This window comes from Streptomyces griseofuscus (assembly GCF_014673495.1).
Lineage (GTDB): Bacteria > Actinomycetota > Actinomycetes > Streptomycetales > Streptomycetaceae > Streptomyces > Streptomyces murinus.
In genome coordinates, this window is record NZ_CP051006.1 from 4980608 (window position 1) to 4996008 (window position 15401).

13 protein-coding genes are annotated in these 15401 nt (G+C 71.2%); 9 read left to right on the forward strand and 4 right to left on the reverse strand.

Annotation, left to right across the window (positions count from 1 at the left end; translation table 11 throughout):
* From HEP81_RS22360 to HEP81_RS22380, 5 genes are all read left to right on the forward strand, one after another.
* A complete protein-coding gene (locus tag HEP81_RS22360) occupies positions 1-894 on the forward strand; it encodes a 4-(cytidine 5'-diphospho)-2-C-methyl-D-erythritol kinase (RefSeq protein WP_037653772.1) in 894 nt (297 codons plus the stop codon).
* 255 nt (positions 895-1149) lie between these two features.
* On the forward strand, positions 1150-2958 hold the full coding sequence (locus tag HEP81_RS22365; RefSeq protein WP_037653771.1) for an ABC-F family ATP-binding cassette domain-containing protein: 1809 nt from the start codon (positions 1150-1152) through the stop codon (positions 2956-2958).
* A gap of 271 nt (positions 2959-3229) precedes the next feature.
* Complete coding sequence (locus HEP81_RS22370) at positions 3230-5227, forward strand: outer membrane protein assembly factor BamB family protein (RefSeq protein WP_037653770.1); 1998 nt, start codon at positions 3230-3232, stop codon at positions 5225-5227.
* Positions 5228-5302: 75 nt separating this feature from the next.
* The gene (locus tag HEP81_RS22375) at positions 5303-7177 is read left to right on the forward strand and encodes an outer membrane protein assembly factor BamB family protein (protein WP_078967259.1); all 1875 of its coding nucleotides are present in this window, start codon (positions 5303-5305) and stop codon (positions 7175-7177) included.
* Positions 7178-7394: 217 nt separating this feature from the next.
* Entirely contained in the window at positions 7395-8069 is a 675-nt protein-coding gene (locus HEP81_RS22380; protein ID WP_078967258.1) for a helix-turn-helix transcriptional regulator, read from the forward strand.
* A gap of 144 nt (positions 8070-8213) precedes the next feature.
* Here the strand turns inward: HEP81_RS22380 and HEP81_RS22385 are convergent, their stop codons facing one another.
* A complete protein-coding gene (locus tag HEP81_RS22385; protein ID WP_037653767.1) occupies positions 8214-8513 on the reverse strand; it encodes a hypothetical protein in 300 nt (99 codons plus the stop codon).
* A gap of 20 nt (positions 8514-8533) precedes the next feature.
* Positions 8534-10228: a sodium:solute symporter family protein gene (locus HEP81_RS22390; RefSeq protein ID WP_037653766.1), complete on the reverse strand. Its 1695-nt coding sequence runs from the start codon at positions 10226-10228 to the stop codon at positions 8534-8536.
* A 159-nt stretch (positions 10229-10387) separates the two neighbouring features.
* Between HEP81_RS22390 and galT the strand changes: the two genes are divergently transcribed.
* The 3 genes from galT to galK are packed head-to-tail and all read left to right on the forward strand — an operon-like array spanning position 10388 to position 13562.
* Positions 10388-11449 (forward strand): galactose-1-phosphate uridylyltransferase, encoded by a 1062-nt coding sequence (galT, locus tag HEP81_RS22395; RefSeq protein ID WP_037653764.1) that lies wholly within the window; start codon positions 10388-10390, stop codon positions 11447-11449.
* A complete protein-coding gene (gene galE / locus HEP81_RS22400) occupies positions 11446-12408 on the forward strand; it encodes a UDP-glucose 4-epimerase GalE (protein WP_037653762.1) in 963 nt (320 codons plus the stop codon). Before galT ends, galE begins: the two co-directional genes overlap by 4 nt.
* Positions 12408-13562 carry a galactokinase gene (galK, locus tag HEP81_RS22405; protein ID WP_037653761.1) on the forward strand — a complete coding sequence of 385 codons (1155 nt, stop codon included), beginning with the start codon at positions 12408-12410 and terminating at the stop codon, positions 13560-13562. The genes galE and galK overlap by 1 nt, the downstream gene beginning before the upstream one ends.
* 2 nt (positions 13563-13564) lie before the next feature.
* Here galK and HEP81_RS22410 read toward each other — a convergent pair whose 3' ends face one another.
* Positions 13565-14008: a GNAT family N-acetyltransferase gene (locus HEP81_RS22410; protein WP_037653824.1), complete on the reverse strand. Its 444-nt coding sequence runs from the start codon at positions 14006-14008 to the stop codon at positions 13565-13567.
* A gap of 119 nt (positions 14009-14127) precedes the next feature.
* Here HEP81_RS22410 and HEP81_RS22415 point away from each other — a divergent pair, with 119 nt between their 5' ends.
* Positions 14128-14895, forward strand: coding sequence for a LuxR C-terminal-related transcriptional regulator (locus HEP81_RS22415; protein ID WP_037653760.1), 768 nt, complete (start codon positions 14128-14130; stop codon positions 14893-14895).
* Here the strand turns inward: HEP81_RS22415 and tamR are convergent.
* Positions 14854-15351, reverse strand: coding sequence for a MarR family transcriptional regulator TamR (gene tamR / locus HEP81_RS22420; protein WP_037653759.1), 498 nt, complete (start codon positions 15349-15351; stop codon positions 14854-14856). The two genes, HEP81_RS22415 and tamR, sit on opposite strands and share 42 nt — an antisense overlap.
* Positions 15352-15401 lie beyond the last annotated feature (50 nt).

A 15401-nucleotide genomic window follows, 5' to 3' on the forward strand; every position in this document is an offset into this window, starting at 1 on the left:
GTGAGCGTCACGGTCCGCGTCCCCGCCAAGGTCAACGTCCAGCTCGCGGTGGGCGCCGCCCGCCCCGACGGGTTCCACGACCTCGCCAACGTCTTCCTCGCCGTCGGCCTGTACGACGAGGTCACGGTCACCCCCGCCGACGAACTGCGCGTCACGTGCGCGGGCCCGGACGCCGCCCAGGTCCCCCTGGACCGCACCAACCTCGCCGCCCGCGCCGCCCTCGCGCTCGCCGCGCGCCGGGGCATCGAGCCGAACGTGCACCTCCACATCGACAAGGACATCCCCGTCGCCGGCGGCATGGCGGGCGGCAGCGCGGACGGCGCGGGCGCGCTGCTCGCCTGCGACAGGCTGTGGGGCACGGGCGCATCGCGGGCCGAACTGCTCGCGATCTGCGCCGAGTTGGGCAGCGATGTGCCGTTCAGCCTGGTCGGCGGTGCCGCGCTGGGCGTCGGCCGCGGGGAGCTGCTGACCGGCCTCGACGTCGGCGGCACGTTCCACTGGGTGTTCGCGATGGCCGAGCGCGGGCTGTCCACGCCGGCGGTCTTCCGCGAGTTCGACCGGCTGGCCGAGGGCCGGCGGATCCCGGAGCCGGTGGCCTCGCAGGACCTGCTGGACGCCCTGGCCAAGGGGGACGCCGACGCGCTGGCGGCCGCCGTCACCAACGATCTCCAGCCGCCCGCCCTGTCCCTCTTCCCGGAACTGGCGGCCACCCTGGCGGCGGGCCGCGCCGCGGGCGCCCTCGCCTGCCTGGTCTCCGGCTCGGGCCCGACGACCGCGTTCCTCACCCGGGACGCCGCCACGGCCGAGAAGGTCGCGGGGGCCCTCTCTGCCTCCGGCACCTGCCGCACCGTACGGACGGCGGCGGGGCCGGTGGCGGGGGCGACGGTCCTCTAGGACCTCAGAGGGTGTAGCCGTCGTGCGGCGGCACCGGCCAGTGGACCCGGTGCTCTGCGGACTCGGCGGTCATGGTTCCTCCCATGGACGGGATCCTGCTGCCTCCCCTCTACGGTCGTGGCCCGTTCCCGACCACGTCATCACAAAGAGTGACCATCCCCTCGCGCGTCACCCCCCACCCCCGAGGCCCTACGCTAGAAGGCTGACCGACGCGGCGGAGCCGCATGTCGATACCGCCCCGCGCACAGGAGTGAAATGGCCGTCAACCTGGTCAATGTCGAGAACGTCAGCAAGGTGTACGGCACCCGTGCCCTGCTCGACGGCGTCTCGCTCGGTGTGTCGGAAGGGGACAGGATCGGGGTCGTGGGCCGCAACGGTGACGGGAAGACCACCCTGATCCGGATGCTGGCCAAGCTGGAGGACGCCGATACCGGCCGCGTCACCCACTCCGGCGGGCTGCGCCTCGGCGTGCTCACCCAGCACGACTCGCTCGACCCCGCCGCCACCGTCCGCCATGAGGTGATCGGTGACATGGCGGACCACGAGTGGGCGGGCAACGCCAAGGTCAGGGACGTACTGACCGGACTGTTCGGCGGCCTGGACCTGCCGGGCTTCCCCAAGGGGCTCGACACGGTCATCGGCCCGCTGTCCGGTGGCGAGCGGCGCCGGATCGCGCTGGCCAAGCTGCTGATCGAGGAGCAGGACCTGCTCGTCCTGGACGAGCCCACCAACCACCTCGACGTCGAGGGCATCTCCTGGCTCGCCCGGCACCTCCAGAACCGCCGCTCGGCGCTCGTCTGCGTCACCCACGACCGCTGGTTCCTCGACCAGGTCTGCACCCGCATGTGGGACGTGCAGCGCGGTGATGTGTACGAGTACGAGGGCGGCTACTCCGACTACGTCTTCGCCCGTGCCGAACGCGAGCGCATCGCCGCCACCGAAGAGGCCAAGCGGCAGAACCTGATCCGCAAGGAGCTGGCCTGGCTGCGCCGCGGCGCGCCCGCCCGTACCTCCAAGCCCCGCTTCCGGGTGGAGGCCGCCAACGAGCTGATCGCGGACGTGCCGCCGCCCCGCGACAGCAGCGAGCTGATGAAGTTCGCCTCCTCCCGGCTCGGCAAGACCGTCTTCGACCTGGAGGACGTCACCGTCCAGGCCGGCCCCAAGGTGCTGCTCAAGCACATCACCTGGCAGCTCGGCCCCGGCGACCGGATCGGCCTGGTCGGCGTGAACGGCGCGGGCAAGACCTCGCTGCTGCGCGCCATGGCCGAGGCCGCCCGCACCGAGGGCGAGACGCAGCCGGCCGGCGGGCGGGTCGCCGTCGGCCGGACGGTCAAGCTCGCCTACCTCTCCCAGGAGGTCGCCGAACTCGACCCCGCCTGCCGGGTCCTGGAGGCCGTGCAGCAGGTGCGCGAGCGCGTCGACCTCGGCAAGGGGCGCGAGATGACCGCGGGTCAGCTCTGCGAGACCTTCGGGTTCACCAAGGAGAAGCAGTGGACGCCGGTCGGCGACCTCTCCGGCGGTGAGCGCCGCCGCCTCCAGCTGCTGCGGCTGCTGATGGACGAGCCCAACGTCCTCTTCCTGGACGAGCCCACCAACGACCTCGACATCGAGACCCTCACCCAGCTGGAGGACGTCCTCGACGGCTGGCCCGGCTCGATGATCGTCATCTCCCACGACCGGTTCTTCGTGGAGCGCACCACGGACCGGGTGTTCGCCCTGCTCGGCGACGGCGCGCTGCGGATGCTGCCGCGCGGCATCGACGAGTACCTGGAGCGGCGGCTGCGCATGGAGGAGGCCGTCGCCGAGCGCAACGCCGCCGCGGCCCCCAAGCCGGCCACGCAGGAGAAGAGCGCCGCCGACCAGCGCGCCGCCAAGAAGGAACTCCAGAAGATCGAGCGGCAGTTGGACAAGGTCGCCGAGAAGGAGACCAAGCTGCACGCGCGGATCGCCGACAACGCGACGGACTTCGCGAAGGTGGCCGAACTGGACGCCCAGCTGCGGGAACTCGCCGGTGAGCGCGAGGAGCTGGAGCTGCGCTGGCTGGAACTGGCCGAGGACGCGTAGCACTTCGCCGCCGCGAATCAGCCAGTGCGGCGAACGGCCGCTCCCCGGCGCACGACGGCTCGCGCGTGCGCCGCGTGAAGGGGGCGTGAAGGCGCGTAACGGAGGCATCACGGGCCGGTTCTCCCTTGGGAACAGGGCGGATCCGGCCCGCTGTGCTGTCCGTAGCGGGTGATAGAAAGAGCCGTCTGAAACCTGTCTCCACAACGACCTTGGGTCCGTCAAGAACCTCAGGGCGTGGCTAAAAATCAGTGAACGAGGGGGAAGAGCGCTGATGACTCAGCCGCCCGACCAGTCGCCCAGCGGCGGCTTCGGAGCACCGCAGGACCCGAGAGATCCCAGGGACCCCCGGGACCCGAGAGAACCGGGGAACCCGGGGGATCCGGGGAATCGGCCGCCGGTCCCGGCCCAGCCGCCGACGGCTCCCGCCGCCCCGGCCCAGCCGCCCGCCGCGACCCCGGCCGCCCCGCCGCCGACGGTCCTCTCCAAGCCGGCCGCGACCCCGGTCCCGCCCGCGCCCCAGGCCCAGCCCGGCCCGCCGCCGCAGCCGGGGCAGCCGCCCCAGCCCCCGCAGCAGCCGGCGCCCGGCTACGGCTACCCGCAGCAGCCCGGCCCCTACGGCGCCCCTACGGGACCCGGCGCCCCCGGCCCCTACGGATCCCCCGCGGCTCCCGGGACCCCCGCCCCCTACGGCGCCCCCGGGGCCCCCGGCCCCTACGGGTACCCGCAGCATTCCCAGCAGCCGGGCCCCTACGGGCAGCAGCCCCAGCCCGGTTACGGCTTCCCGCCGCAGCCGCCGTACCCCGGCGCGCCCGGCACCGCCCCCGGCGACCCCTTCCCGCCCCAGGGCGGCGGCAGCAAGAAGAAGACGGCGCTGATCGTGGGCGCCGCGGCGGCCGCGCTGCTCGTCATAGCCGGCACCGTCTACGCCGTCACCAGCGGCGACGACGGCAAGAAGAAGCCCGTGGCCGAGCAGAGCGGCAGCAGCGCCCCGGCCTCGTCCGGCGCCCCCTCCGCCTCCTCGTCCGCCACCGGCGGCGACGACCCCGAGGACCTCAACAAGGGCCGCGCGTCCGGCGAGGCGAAGGTGCTCTGGTACAAGTCGGCGCCGGACGCCCCCGGCTCGGGCGCCGACGCCCCCGGCATGTGGGTCGCCGGGAACACCGTGGTGAAGGCGGCGTACAAGCAGGTCTTCGCCTACGACACCGGCAACGGCTCCTCCCCCTGGGGGCCTGTCGACTTCCCGCAGAAGATCTGCGCGGTCACCCCGCAGAAGTCGGACGACGACAAGGTCGTCGTGGCGTACATGAACGGCGCGGGCGACAACGCCAAGTGCAACCAGCTCACCCAGCTCGACCTCGCCACCGGCAAGAAGGGCTGGAACGCCCAGGTCGCCGACGGCGGGCTGTTCGACAGCGCGCTCAACGTCGAACTCAGCGTGGCCGGCGGCACATTGATGGTGGGCCGCTCCGAGTCGGGCACCGCCTACGACATCGACAGCGGCAAGAAGCTGTACGACAAGAAGCGCTACGGCAACGCCTGCTTCCCCGCCGGGTACGCGGGCGGCGCAGGCCGGCTCGTCCAGGTGGCGTCCTGCGCGGCCTCGACCAGCACCGAGCACGACGAGCTCCAGGAACTCGACCCGGCCACCGGCAAGGTGAAGTGGACCCAGCCCCTCAAGAAGGGCTGGCAGGTCAGCCGGGTGTACTCGATGAACCCGCTGGTGGTCTATCTGACCAACGAGGACAAGAAGACGTGGAACATCTCCACCTTCACCTCGGACGGCAGGTTCCGCTCGCAGGTCAAGGTCGACGAGAAGTTCTCCCCGAGCTGCGGCTGGGCGATCCTGGAGCGCGACCTCCAGGGCTGCCAGGGCGTGGCGGCCGACGCCGACACGCTCTACCTGCCCACGTCCGCGACCTCCAGCGCCAACGAGATCGTCGCGATCAGCCTCTCCACCGGTACCGCGAAGTGGCGGGTCAAGTCCCCGGCGGACGAGCCGATGGCCCCGATGAAGACCGAGGGCGGCAAGCTCATCGCGTATGTGCAGCCGTCGTACGACGCGGGCGGCCAGGTGGTCTCGATCCCGACCGCCGGAGCCACCCACACCCCGGTGAAGCTGCTCCAGAACCCGCAGGGCACCGCGCAGATCGAGGACACCTTCTACAACGGCGTCATCGACTGGGCCGACGGGCGCTTCATCATCTCGGCCGGCCGGCTGAACGGGAACGACCAGTCGAAGGAGAAGCTGATCATGGCCTTCGGCAACTGAGCCCGGCCCGCTTCCCGGCCTTCTCCCGTTCCGTCCGCCGTCCGGCCTTCCGAGTGTCACCGAGGTACCCGAGCCATGACCCAGCCGCCCCCGCCCCCGCCGAACCAGCCCCCGCAGCAGGGGGGTTTCGGTCCGCCGACCCCGCCGCAGCAGACCCCGCCCACCGGGCCGCACTCGCTGGACAAGCAGCCCCCCGCGGACCCGCCGGCCCCGCAGGGCGCCCCGCCCCCGCCGCCCGGACCCCCGCAGCAGCCGGCGCCCGGCTACGGCTACCCGCAGCAGCCGGGCCCCGGTTACGGCTACCCGCAGCCGACGCCCCCGGCCCCGCCGGCCGGCTACGGCTACCCCGCCGCGCCCCCGAACCCGTACGGCCAGCAGCCCCCCGCCCCCTACGGGGCGCCGCAGCAGAACCCGTACGCCATGCCCACCCAGCCCATGCAGCAGTCCGGGCAGCCGGGCTACGGCTATCCGGGCCAGCCCCCGACCATGCCGATGCAGCAGGGCGGGGGCGCCGGGGGCGGGCGGAACAACACCGCGCTGTACATCGTCATCGCGGCGGTCGTCGTGATCGCGCTGATCGTCGGCGGCGGCATCTTGTACGCGGGCTCCGGTGACGGCGGCACCAAGCAGGACACCGCGTCCTCCGGCGGCGGCAACGGCGGCGGCCAGGACAAGGGTTCCGGCGGTTCGACCGGCGGCCAGGAGAAGGCGCCGGCGAACCCGGCGGCCAAGGTCCTCTTCCAGGTCCCCTCGCCCTCCGTCACGGACACGGTGAGCACCGCCGGCTCCTGGCTGACCGACAAGGTGTACGCCAAGACCGGCGTGAACGAGATCGTCGGCTACGACCCGGTCAAGGGCACCGAGCTGTGGACGGTCAAGCTGCCCGGCCCGGTCTGCGCGGCCAGCCGGCACATCACCGCCGACGACAAGACCGCGATCACGTACCAGCCGACGACCAAGAAGTACCAGGGCTGCTCCGACATCGCGGCGATCGACCTCGACGCGGGCAAGAAGCTATGGACGAAGACCGTCAACGTCGGTGACTACCCGGTCAATTACCAGAACGTGACCGTCTCCCAGCACACCGTCGCGCTCGGCGACAGCAACGGCGGCGCGGCCTTCGACATCGACTCCGGCAAGCCGCTGTGGCAGCCGAAGCCGGGCGAGGACTGCTACGACTCGGGCTACGGCGGCGGCGCCAAGCTGGTCGCGGTGCGCAGCTGCGGCGACTCGGACAACACCCAGCTGTCCATCCAGACCATCGACCCGACGTCGGGCAAGGTCCTCTCCGAGTACAAGATGGACCCGGGCATCGAGTACGCCTCGGTCGTCTCCACCGATCCGCTGGTGGTCGCCGCCGACGTCGGCGACAGCGCGGGCGACGGCAGTGGCATCTCGGACTACTTCTCCATCGACAACAAGACCGGCAAGCTGCTCGCCCGGATCTCCGCGCCCGGCAAGACCTACGGCGGCCGCTGCGACGGCATCACCCGGATCGAGGACTGCCACGAGGTCGTCGTCGGCGGCGGCAAGCTGTTCGTGCCGACCGAGGAGCACGACGGCAGCGGCACCTCCTACAGCACCACCAACGAGGTCGTCGCCTTCGACCTGGCCACCGGCAAGCCCACCGGCCAGCGCGCCGAGGCCGGGGACGGCTATCTGCTGTCGCCGCTGCGCATGGACGGCGCCAACCTGATCGCCTACAAGAAGCCGCCGTACGACAAGGGCGGCCAGATCGTGAGCATCGACGGCTCCACCTTCAAGGAGACCAAGCTCCTGGAGAACCCCTCCACGGAGAGCGTCCGGCGCGCCGAGGGCAGCATGCTGCCGGACTACGCGGAGATCCTCTTCGCGAACGGCCGGCTCTACATGTCCGACGTCTTCGTCGACAAGGCGGACCCGAACGACGACAAGTCGTATCTGGTGCTGGCCTTCGGCACGGACGGCTGACCGCCGCCACACAATCACCCGAACAGGTGACTTAGTCAGCAGTGCCCCGGATGTCATCGGTCCGGGGCACTTCTGCTGTCCAGGGGCAGCGCGGCGTCGAACAAGCGTGTAGCTTCCGGGGGCATGCAAAGGGGCGGGGTGCCGGGGGGCCCTCTGTCCTTCGGGCCGGTGGACGTCCATAGTGGGGCATCCAGGGGCGGGACTGGGGGGTTTCTCAATGGGAGTACGGCTCATGGTCGTGGACGACCATCGCCTGCTCGCGGAGGCACTGGCATCGGCGCTGAAACTGCGCGGACACCGGGTGCTCGCCTCGGCCGCGCCCGCCGCGGGCGCGGCCGACCTGGTGATCGCGCGGGCACCCGAGGTGTGCCTGCTGGGTACGGCCGCCCCGGCCGAGCCGGGCGCCTTCGACCCGGTGGCCAAGATCAAGCGGGAGCGGCCGCAGGTGGCGGTCGTGGTGCTGGGCCCGGTGCCCTCGCCGCGGGGGATCGCCGCGGCGTTCGCCGCCGGGGCGGCGGGGTACGTACGGCACGACGAGCGCATCGAGGGCGTGGAGCGGGCGATCCTGAAGGCTCGGGCGGGCGAGTCGGCGGTGGCCCCCGGCCTTCTCCAGGAGGCGTTCGAGGAGCTGCTGAACCCCACGGCCCAGCCCGATGACGAGGCCCAGCGGCTGCTCGGCGTGCTGACCCCGCGCGAGGTCGAGGTGCTGGTCCGCGTCGCCGACGGGGAGGACACCCGGGTCATCGCCTCCGGTATGCACATAGCCCCGAGCACGGCCCGCACCCATGTGCAGCGGGTGCTGATGAAGCTGGGTGTGGGGTCACGTCTGGAGGCGGCGGCGCTGGCCGCGCGCACGGGCCTGCTGGACCGCGCGGCGGGGCCGGGAGCCTAGCTCCCGGCCCCGCCGCAGCGCCCCGTCAGGGGCGCGGGGAACTGCGCGATCAGCCACGACGCGGCCGCCCGGCGGACGGGCCGCCCCCCGACGGCGCTAGGGTCTTTCGTTTGGCTCAGGCCGGCATGATCCAAACGAGAGGCCCTAGTCCTCCCGCTGAGGTGCCACCGGCCGGAGTTTCAGCCAGACCAGGAAGAAGACGCCCAGCGCCAGCATTCCGACCCCGGTCCACAGGTTGATGTTGACCCCCTGCGCCTTGTCGATCGCGGACTGCGAGTCCGTGATGCCGGTGATGGTGACGATCACGCCGTAGACCACGAAGAGCCCGCCGATGATGCGCCGCAGATCGAAGATGCGGGACGCCGTCGCCGACTTGGTCTCCAGCTCGGTGACCTCGCGCGCGATCTCGCCCTCGGTGTAATGGTGTTCGGAGTTCTCGGACATGTTCCCTCGATCCTCCCGCGTCAGAACGAGAACGGGATGTAGCAGAGTGCGGCCAGCACGACCGCGCCCCAGCCCAGCAGTGCCGGCTTGCGGTACCACGCGTCGTCACCGGGGGCCGGCGGCTCGGACATCCCCGGCGACCGGGTGCCGTAGACCAGCCCCTGGAGCTCCCGCGCGGGCTTCGGCTCGGTGAACAGCGTCACCAGGACCATCACGACCGCGCCGGCGAGGAACCCGGCGATCGCCGAGACGAAGTTGGCGCCCTGGTCGGAGGGGATGGAGATGATCCCCCTCTTGTAGAGCACGAAGTAGTTGACCATCGCGGTGACGGTGCCCGCGAGCAGGCCCCAGAAGCCGGACTTGACCGACGCCCGCTTCCAGAACATGCCGATGATGAAGACGACGAACATCGGCACGTTGAAGAAGGAGAACAGCGTCTGGAGGTAGGACATGATGTTCGAGAACGACGACGCGAGGAACGCCGTGCCGACCGAGGCGCAGACGCCGATCACGGTGATCCAGCGGCCGAACCGGACGTAGTACGCGTCCTCCCGCCCGCGCACCACGTACTTCGCCCAGATGTCCGTGGTGAACACGGTGTTGAAGGACGACACGTTGGCCGCCATGCCGGCCATGAACGCGGCGAGCAGACCGGTGACCGCGATGCCGAGCACACCGTTGGGCAGCAGCTCCTGCATCAGGTACGGGATGGCGTCGTTGTACTGGAGGCCGGAGGCGCTGGTGCCGATATTGGGCACGAGCGCGGCCGCGACCAGGCCCGGGATCATCACCAGGAAGACGATGAAGATCTTCGGGTACGCGGCGATCAGCGGTGTGCGCTGCCCCGCCGAGAGGTTCTTCGCGGACAGGGCGCGCTGGACCTCGGCGAAGTTGGTGGTCCAGTAGCCGAAGGAGAGCACGAAACCGAGGCCGAGCACGATCGTCAGCCAGTTCGCGCCGAGCGGGTTGGTGCTGCCGATCCCGGTGCCGCCCCACGCGGTGGTGAAGTTGTGCCCGTGGGTCTCGGCGAGCTTGTGGGTCAGTCCGCCCCAGCCGCCGACCTTGCGCAGCCCGAGGATGGTGATCGGGATGAGCGCGGCCAGGATCACGAAGAACTGGAGCACCTCGTTGTAGATCGCCGAGGACAGGCCGCCCAGGGTGATGTACGCGAGGACGAAGGCGCCGGCGACCACGATGGCCACCCACTGGGGCCAGCCCAGCAGGGCCTCGACCACGATCGCGAGGGCGTACAGGTTGACGCCGGCGATCAGGATCGCGGCGAAGGCGAACAGGATCGAACTGAGCAGATGGGCTGCCTTGTCGAAGCGCAGCAGCAGGAACTCGGGGACCGAGCGGACCTTGCTGCCGTAGTAGAAGGGCATCATCACCAGGCCGAGGAAGACCATGGCGGGGATGGCGCCGATCCAGTACCAGTGCACGGTGTAGGCGCCGTACTGGGCGCTGTTGGCGGCCATGCCGAGGATCTCGGTGGCCGCCAGGTTCGCCGAGATGAAGGCGAGGCCGGTGATCCAGGCGGGCAGCGAGCGTCCGGACAGGAAGAAGTCGAGGCTGGTCTTGACCGAGCGGCGGGCGGCGAATCCGATCCCGAGCACGACGACGAAGTAGATCGCCAGGATCGTGTAGTCCAGCCAGTTGGTCGGGAGCCGTAGCCCGGCCGCCGCCAGATACGTATGCGCGTATGTGGGGGTTTGCATGAGAACTCGCTTCGTTGCGCGAACTGATCAGAGCGGCAACCTACGCCTGTGTATTTAGAAAATGAACAGTTGTGATGGTGATCTTTGTTCGATTGTGATGATCTGATTCTGTGTCGGGTTGTGGTCTGTTATGTTTGATTCTGTTGAGAGGAGTCCGGCGTGAAGAAGACCCCGACCCTGCTGGCCGACGGTCGCGAGCTGATCTACTACGACCTGCGGGACGACACCGTGCGCGACGCCGTCGACCGCCGTCCGCTGGACCGCACGGCCACCACCTCCGAGATCCGCCGCGATCCGCTGCTCGGGGACCGGGTCGCCGTCGCCTCCCACCGGCAGGGCCGCACCTACCACCCGCCGGCCGACCAGTGCCCGCTGTGCCCGACCGAGGGCGAGCGGCTCAGCGAGATCCCGGACTCCTCGTACGACGTCGTCGTCTTCGAGAACCGCTTCCCCTCGCTCGCCGGTGACTCCGGCCGCTGCGAGGTCGTCTGCTTCACCTCCGACCACGACGCCTCCTTCGCCGATCTGACCCCCGAGCAGGGGCGCCTGGTGCTGGACGCGTGGACCGACCGCACGGCGGAGCTGTCGCAGCTGCCCTGTGTCGAGCAGGTGTTCTGCTTCGAGAACCGCGGCGCCGAGATCGGTGTGACCCTCGGTCACCCGCACGGACAGATCTACGCCTACCCCTTCACCACCCCGCGCACCGCGCTGATGCTCCGCTCGCTCGCCGACCACAAGGCGGCCCACGCGGGGGAGAACCTCTTCGACGCCGTCCTGGAGCGTGAACTCGCCGCCGAGCGGGTCGTCCTGGCGGGTGAACACTGGGTGGCCTTCGTGCCGTACGCGGCGCACTGGCCGTACGAGGTCCACCTGTACCCCAGGCGCCGCGTCCCCGATCTGCTCGCCCTGGACGAGGCGGCGCGCACAGAGTTCCCCCAGGTGTATCTGGAACTCTTGAGGCGCTTCGACCGGATCTTCGGGACCGGTGAGCCGCCGACGCCGTACATCTCCGCCTGGCACCAGGCGCCGTTCGGGGCGCTCACCGGCTTCGACGGGGTGACGCGGGAGGACTTCGCGCTCCATCTGGAGCTTTTCACCATCCGCCGCACTCCCGGCAAGCTGAAGTTTCTCGCGGGTTCCGAGTCCGGCATGAACGTGTTCATCAACGACGTGCCGCCGGAACGCGCGGCCGAGCGACTGCGAGAGGTAGCGACTTCATGAAGTACCTGGTGACGGGTGGCGCGGGATACGTCGGCAGCGTGGTGGCACAGCATCTGCTGGAGGCCGGACACGAGGTCACCGTCCTCGACAACCTCTCCACCGGCTTCCGTACGGGTGTCCCGGCCGGCGCCGCCTTCATCGAGGGCGACATCCGCGACGCCGCCAAGTGGCTCGACGCCTCGTACCACGGCGTACTGCACTTCGCCGCGTTCTCCCAGGTCGGCGAGTCCGTGGTGAAGCCCGAGAAGTACTGGGACAACAATGTCGCCGGGACCCTCGCCCTGCTCGGCGCGATGCGCGAGGCGGGCGTGCGCACCCTCGTCTTCTCCTCCACGGCCGCCACCTACGGCGAGCCCGAGCAGGTCCCGATCACCGAGAGCGCCCCGACCCGCCCGACCAACCCCTACGGGGCGTCCAAGCTCGCCGTCGACCATATGATCACCAGCGAGGCGAACGCCCACGGCCTCGCCGCGGTCTCGCTGCGCTACTTCAACGTGGCGGGCGCGTACGGCGCGTACGGCGAGCGCCATGACCCCGAGTCGCACCTCATCCCGCTGGTCCTCCAGGTCGCCCAGGGCCGCCGCGACGCCATCTCCGTCTACGGCGACGACTACCCGACGCCCGACGGCACCTGTGTACGCGACTACATCCATGTGGCCGACCTCGCCGACGCGCACCTGCTGGCGCTGACGGCCGCACGCCCCGGCGAGCACCTGATCTGCAACCTCGGCAACGGCAACGGGTTCTCCGTCCGCGAGGTGATCGAGACCGTCCGCGAGGTCACCGGGCACCCGATCCCCGAGGTCGTCGCACCGCGCCGGGGCGGCGACCCGGCCGTCCTGGTCGCCGCCGCGGACACCGCCCGCGAGAAGCTGGGCTGGAACCCGACCCGCGCGGAGCTCGCGGGCATCGTCGCGGACGCCTGGGAGTTCGCGCAGCAGCTGTCCAAGGAGGACTAGTGGGGGCACAGCAGGTCGCCGAGCGCTTCGCCGAGTTGTACGGAGCGCGTCCGCAGGGAGTGTGGGCGGCGCCGGGACGGGTCAACCTGATCGGCGAGCACACCGACTACAACGACGGCTTCGTCATGCCGTTCGCCCTGCCCCACCAGGCCCTCGCGGCGGTCTCCCGCCGGGACGACGGCCTGCTGCGCCTGCATTCGGCGGACATGGCGGGCGGCGTCGTGGAACTGCGCCTCGACGCCCTCGCGCCGGGCGGCGACCCCGCCTGGACGGCGTACCCGGCGGGCGTCGTCTGGGCCCTGCGCGAGGCGGGCCACCCGGTCACCGGAGCGGACATCCACCTCTCCTCGACCGTGCCCACCGGCGCCGGCCTGTCCTCCTCCGCCGCCCTCGAGGTCGTGATCGCCCTCGCGCTGCGCGACCTGTACGGCCTCGACCTCGCCCGGTGGCAGCTCGCCCGGCTGTGCCAGCGCGCCGAGAACGTCTACGTCGGCGCGCCGACCGGGATCATGGACCAGACCGCGGCCGCGTGCTGCGAGCCGGGCCACGCGCTCTTCCTCGACACCCGCGACCTGTCCCAGCGGCAGATCCCCTTCGACCTCGCGGCCGAGGGCCTGCGCCTCCTCGTGGTCGACACCCAGGTCAAGCACGCGCACAGCGGCGGCGAGTACGGCAAGCGCCGGGCCGGCTGCGAGAAGGGCGCGGCCCTGCTCGGCGTCACCGCCCTGCGCGACATCGCCTACGCCGACCTGGACGCGGCGCTGGCCCGGCTGGGCGAGGAGGAGGAGATCCGCCGTCTGGTCCGCCATGTCGTCACGGAGGACGAGCGCGTCGAACGCACGGTCGCCCTGCTGCGCGCCGGCACCCCCCGCGCCATCGGCCCGATCCTCACCGAGGGCCACGCCTCGCTGCGCGACGACTTCCGCATCTCCTGCCCGGAACTGGACCTGGTCGTGGAGACGGCCCTCGCCCACGGCGCCCTGGGCGCCCGTATGACCGGCGGCGGCTTCGGCGGCTCGGCCATCGTCCTCACCGACACGGCCGCCGTCCCCTCCCTGACCGAGTCCCTGGAAACGGCCTTCACCGCGGCGCAGTTCAAGGCTCCCCGGGTGTTCGAGGCGGTGCCGTCGGCGGGGGCGCGGCGCCTGGTCTGACGTCAGCGCAGCCGCTTCACCAGCGTGTACTCCGTGATCCCCGGCGGATAGTCGGGGATCTCGCACACCACCTCGTAACCCTGTCCGCGGTAGAAGGCCGGGGCCTGGAAGTCCCAGGTCTCCAGGCGGGCGGCGGTGCAGGCGCGCTCGGTGCCGGCGAGGTGCTCGGCGCGGGCCAGGAGATGGGAGCCGAGGCCCGTGCCACGGTGGGCGGCGTCCACCCAGAGGTAGGTGACGTGCAGCCAGGCGGTCCAGGTGTGGCCCACCAGACCGCCCGCGAGATCTCCGGCGGGATCGAGGGCCCAGACGTGCAGGGGGACTTCGCGCTCGGCGGGGGTGCCGCGCAGAGCCGCGAGGACCGGGGAGGCCGCCGTGTTGGTGTCCAGCAGCCGGCTGCGGAGCAGTTCCTGTCGTGCCTTGTCGACTTCCGCCTCGATACGAAACATGCGGCACACCATAAACGCGCCGGACGGCCAGTTCTGTAAATCTCCTTCCGCTGCGTGCCGGTATCCGTACGCTGAGATACCAGCGACCGGTCGGGGGCCGGTGTCGTTCAGGGGGTTCTGTGGTTCGTATCCGAGTCCTGGTCGTGGACGACCACCGCATCTTCGCCGAGTCGCTCGCCGCCGCCCTGGCCGCCGAGCCCGATGTCGAGGTCGCCGCCGCCGGCAGCGGCCCGGCCGCGCTGCGCTGTCTGGAGCGGGCCGTCGCCGAGGGCCGCCGCTACGACGTCCTGCTCGTGGACGCCGACCTGGGCGGCAGGCCGACCGGTGGCCGCTCGCCGGTACCCGTGCGGGACACGGACGAAGAGGGGCTGGTCGACGGGCTCTCGCTGGTCGCGGGGGTGCGCACCGCCCAGCCCGCCGTACGCACCGTGGTCCTCGCCGGGAAGGACGACCCGCGCCGCGCCGCCCTCGCGCTCGGCGCCGGTGCCTGCGGCTGGGTCGCCAAGGACTGCTCGCTGTCGCGGCTGCTCGCGGTGATCCGGGGTGTGCTGCGCGACGAGACGCATCTACCGCCCGCCCTGCTGACCGGCGTGCTCAAGGAGCTGACCGCCGCCCGCAGACACCGCAGCGAGAGCGAACGCCTGGTGGAGTCCCTCACGCCGAGGGAGCGGGAGGTGCTGCGCTGCATGGTCGCGGGCCTGGGCCGCAAGGCCGTCGCCGAGCGGCTGTACCTCTCCCCGCACACCGTCCGCACCCATATGCAGAACGTGCTCGGCAAACTCGGCGTCCACTCCACCCTGGCCGCCGTCGCCCTCGCCCGCCGGGCCGGGGTGGGCCCGGTGGACCTAACCGGGAATGTTGTCGAACGGGGCGGTCAACTGGCGTAGCAGGCCCGCCAGTTCCGCCCGCTGCGCCTGGGACAGCTCACCGAGGATGGCCCGCTCCTGTGTCAGCAGCCCCGCGAGGGACTGGTCGGCGCGGTCCCGGCCGGTGTCGGTCAGCCGCACCAGCACACCACGCCGGTCGCTCGGGTCGGGGAGCCGTTCGACCAGGCCCTTCTTCGCCAGGCGGTCGATCCGGTTGGTCATGGTGCCCGAGGTGACCAGGGTCTGGGTCAGCAGCTGCCCGGGGGAGAGCTGGTACGGCGTGCCCGCGCGCCGCAGCGCGGTCAGCACGTCGAACTCCCAGGGCTCCAGCTGGTGTTCCGCGAACGCGAGCCGACGGGCGCGGTCCAGGTGCCGGGCGAGCCGGCTCACCCGGCTGAGTACTTCCAGCGGCTCCACGTCGAGGTCCGGGCGCTCCCGGCGCCATGCTGCGACCAGCCGATCGACCTCGTCCTCCATGAGATCAGTGTAGTGGTTGTGTCGACGTGAAGTCTCTTGGAATCGAGTAT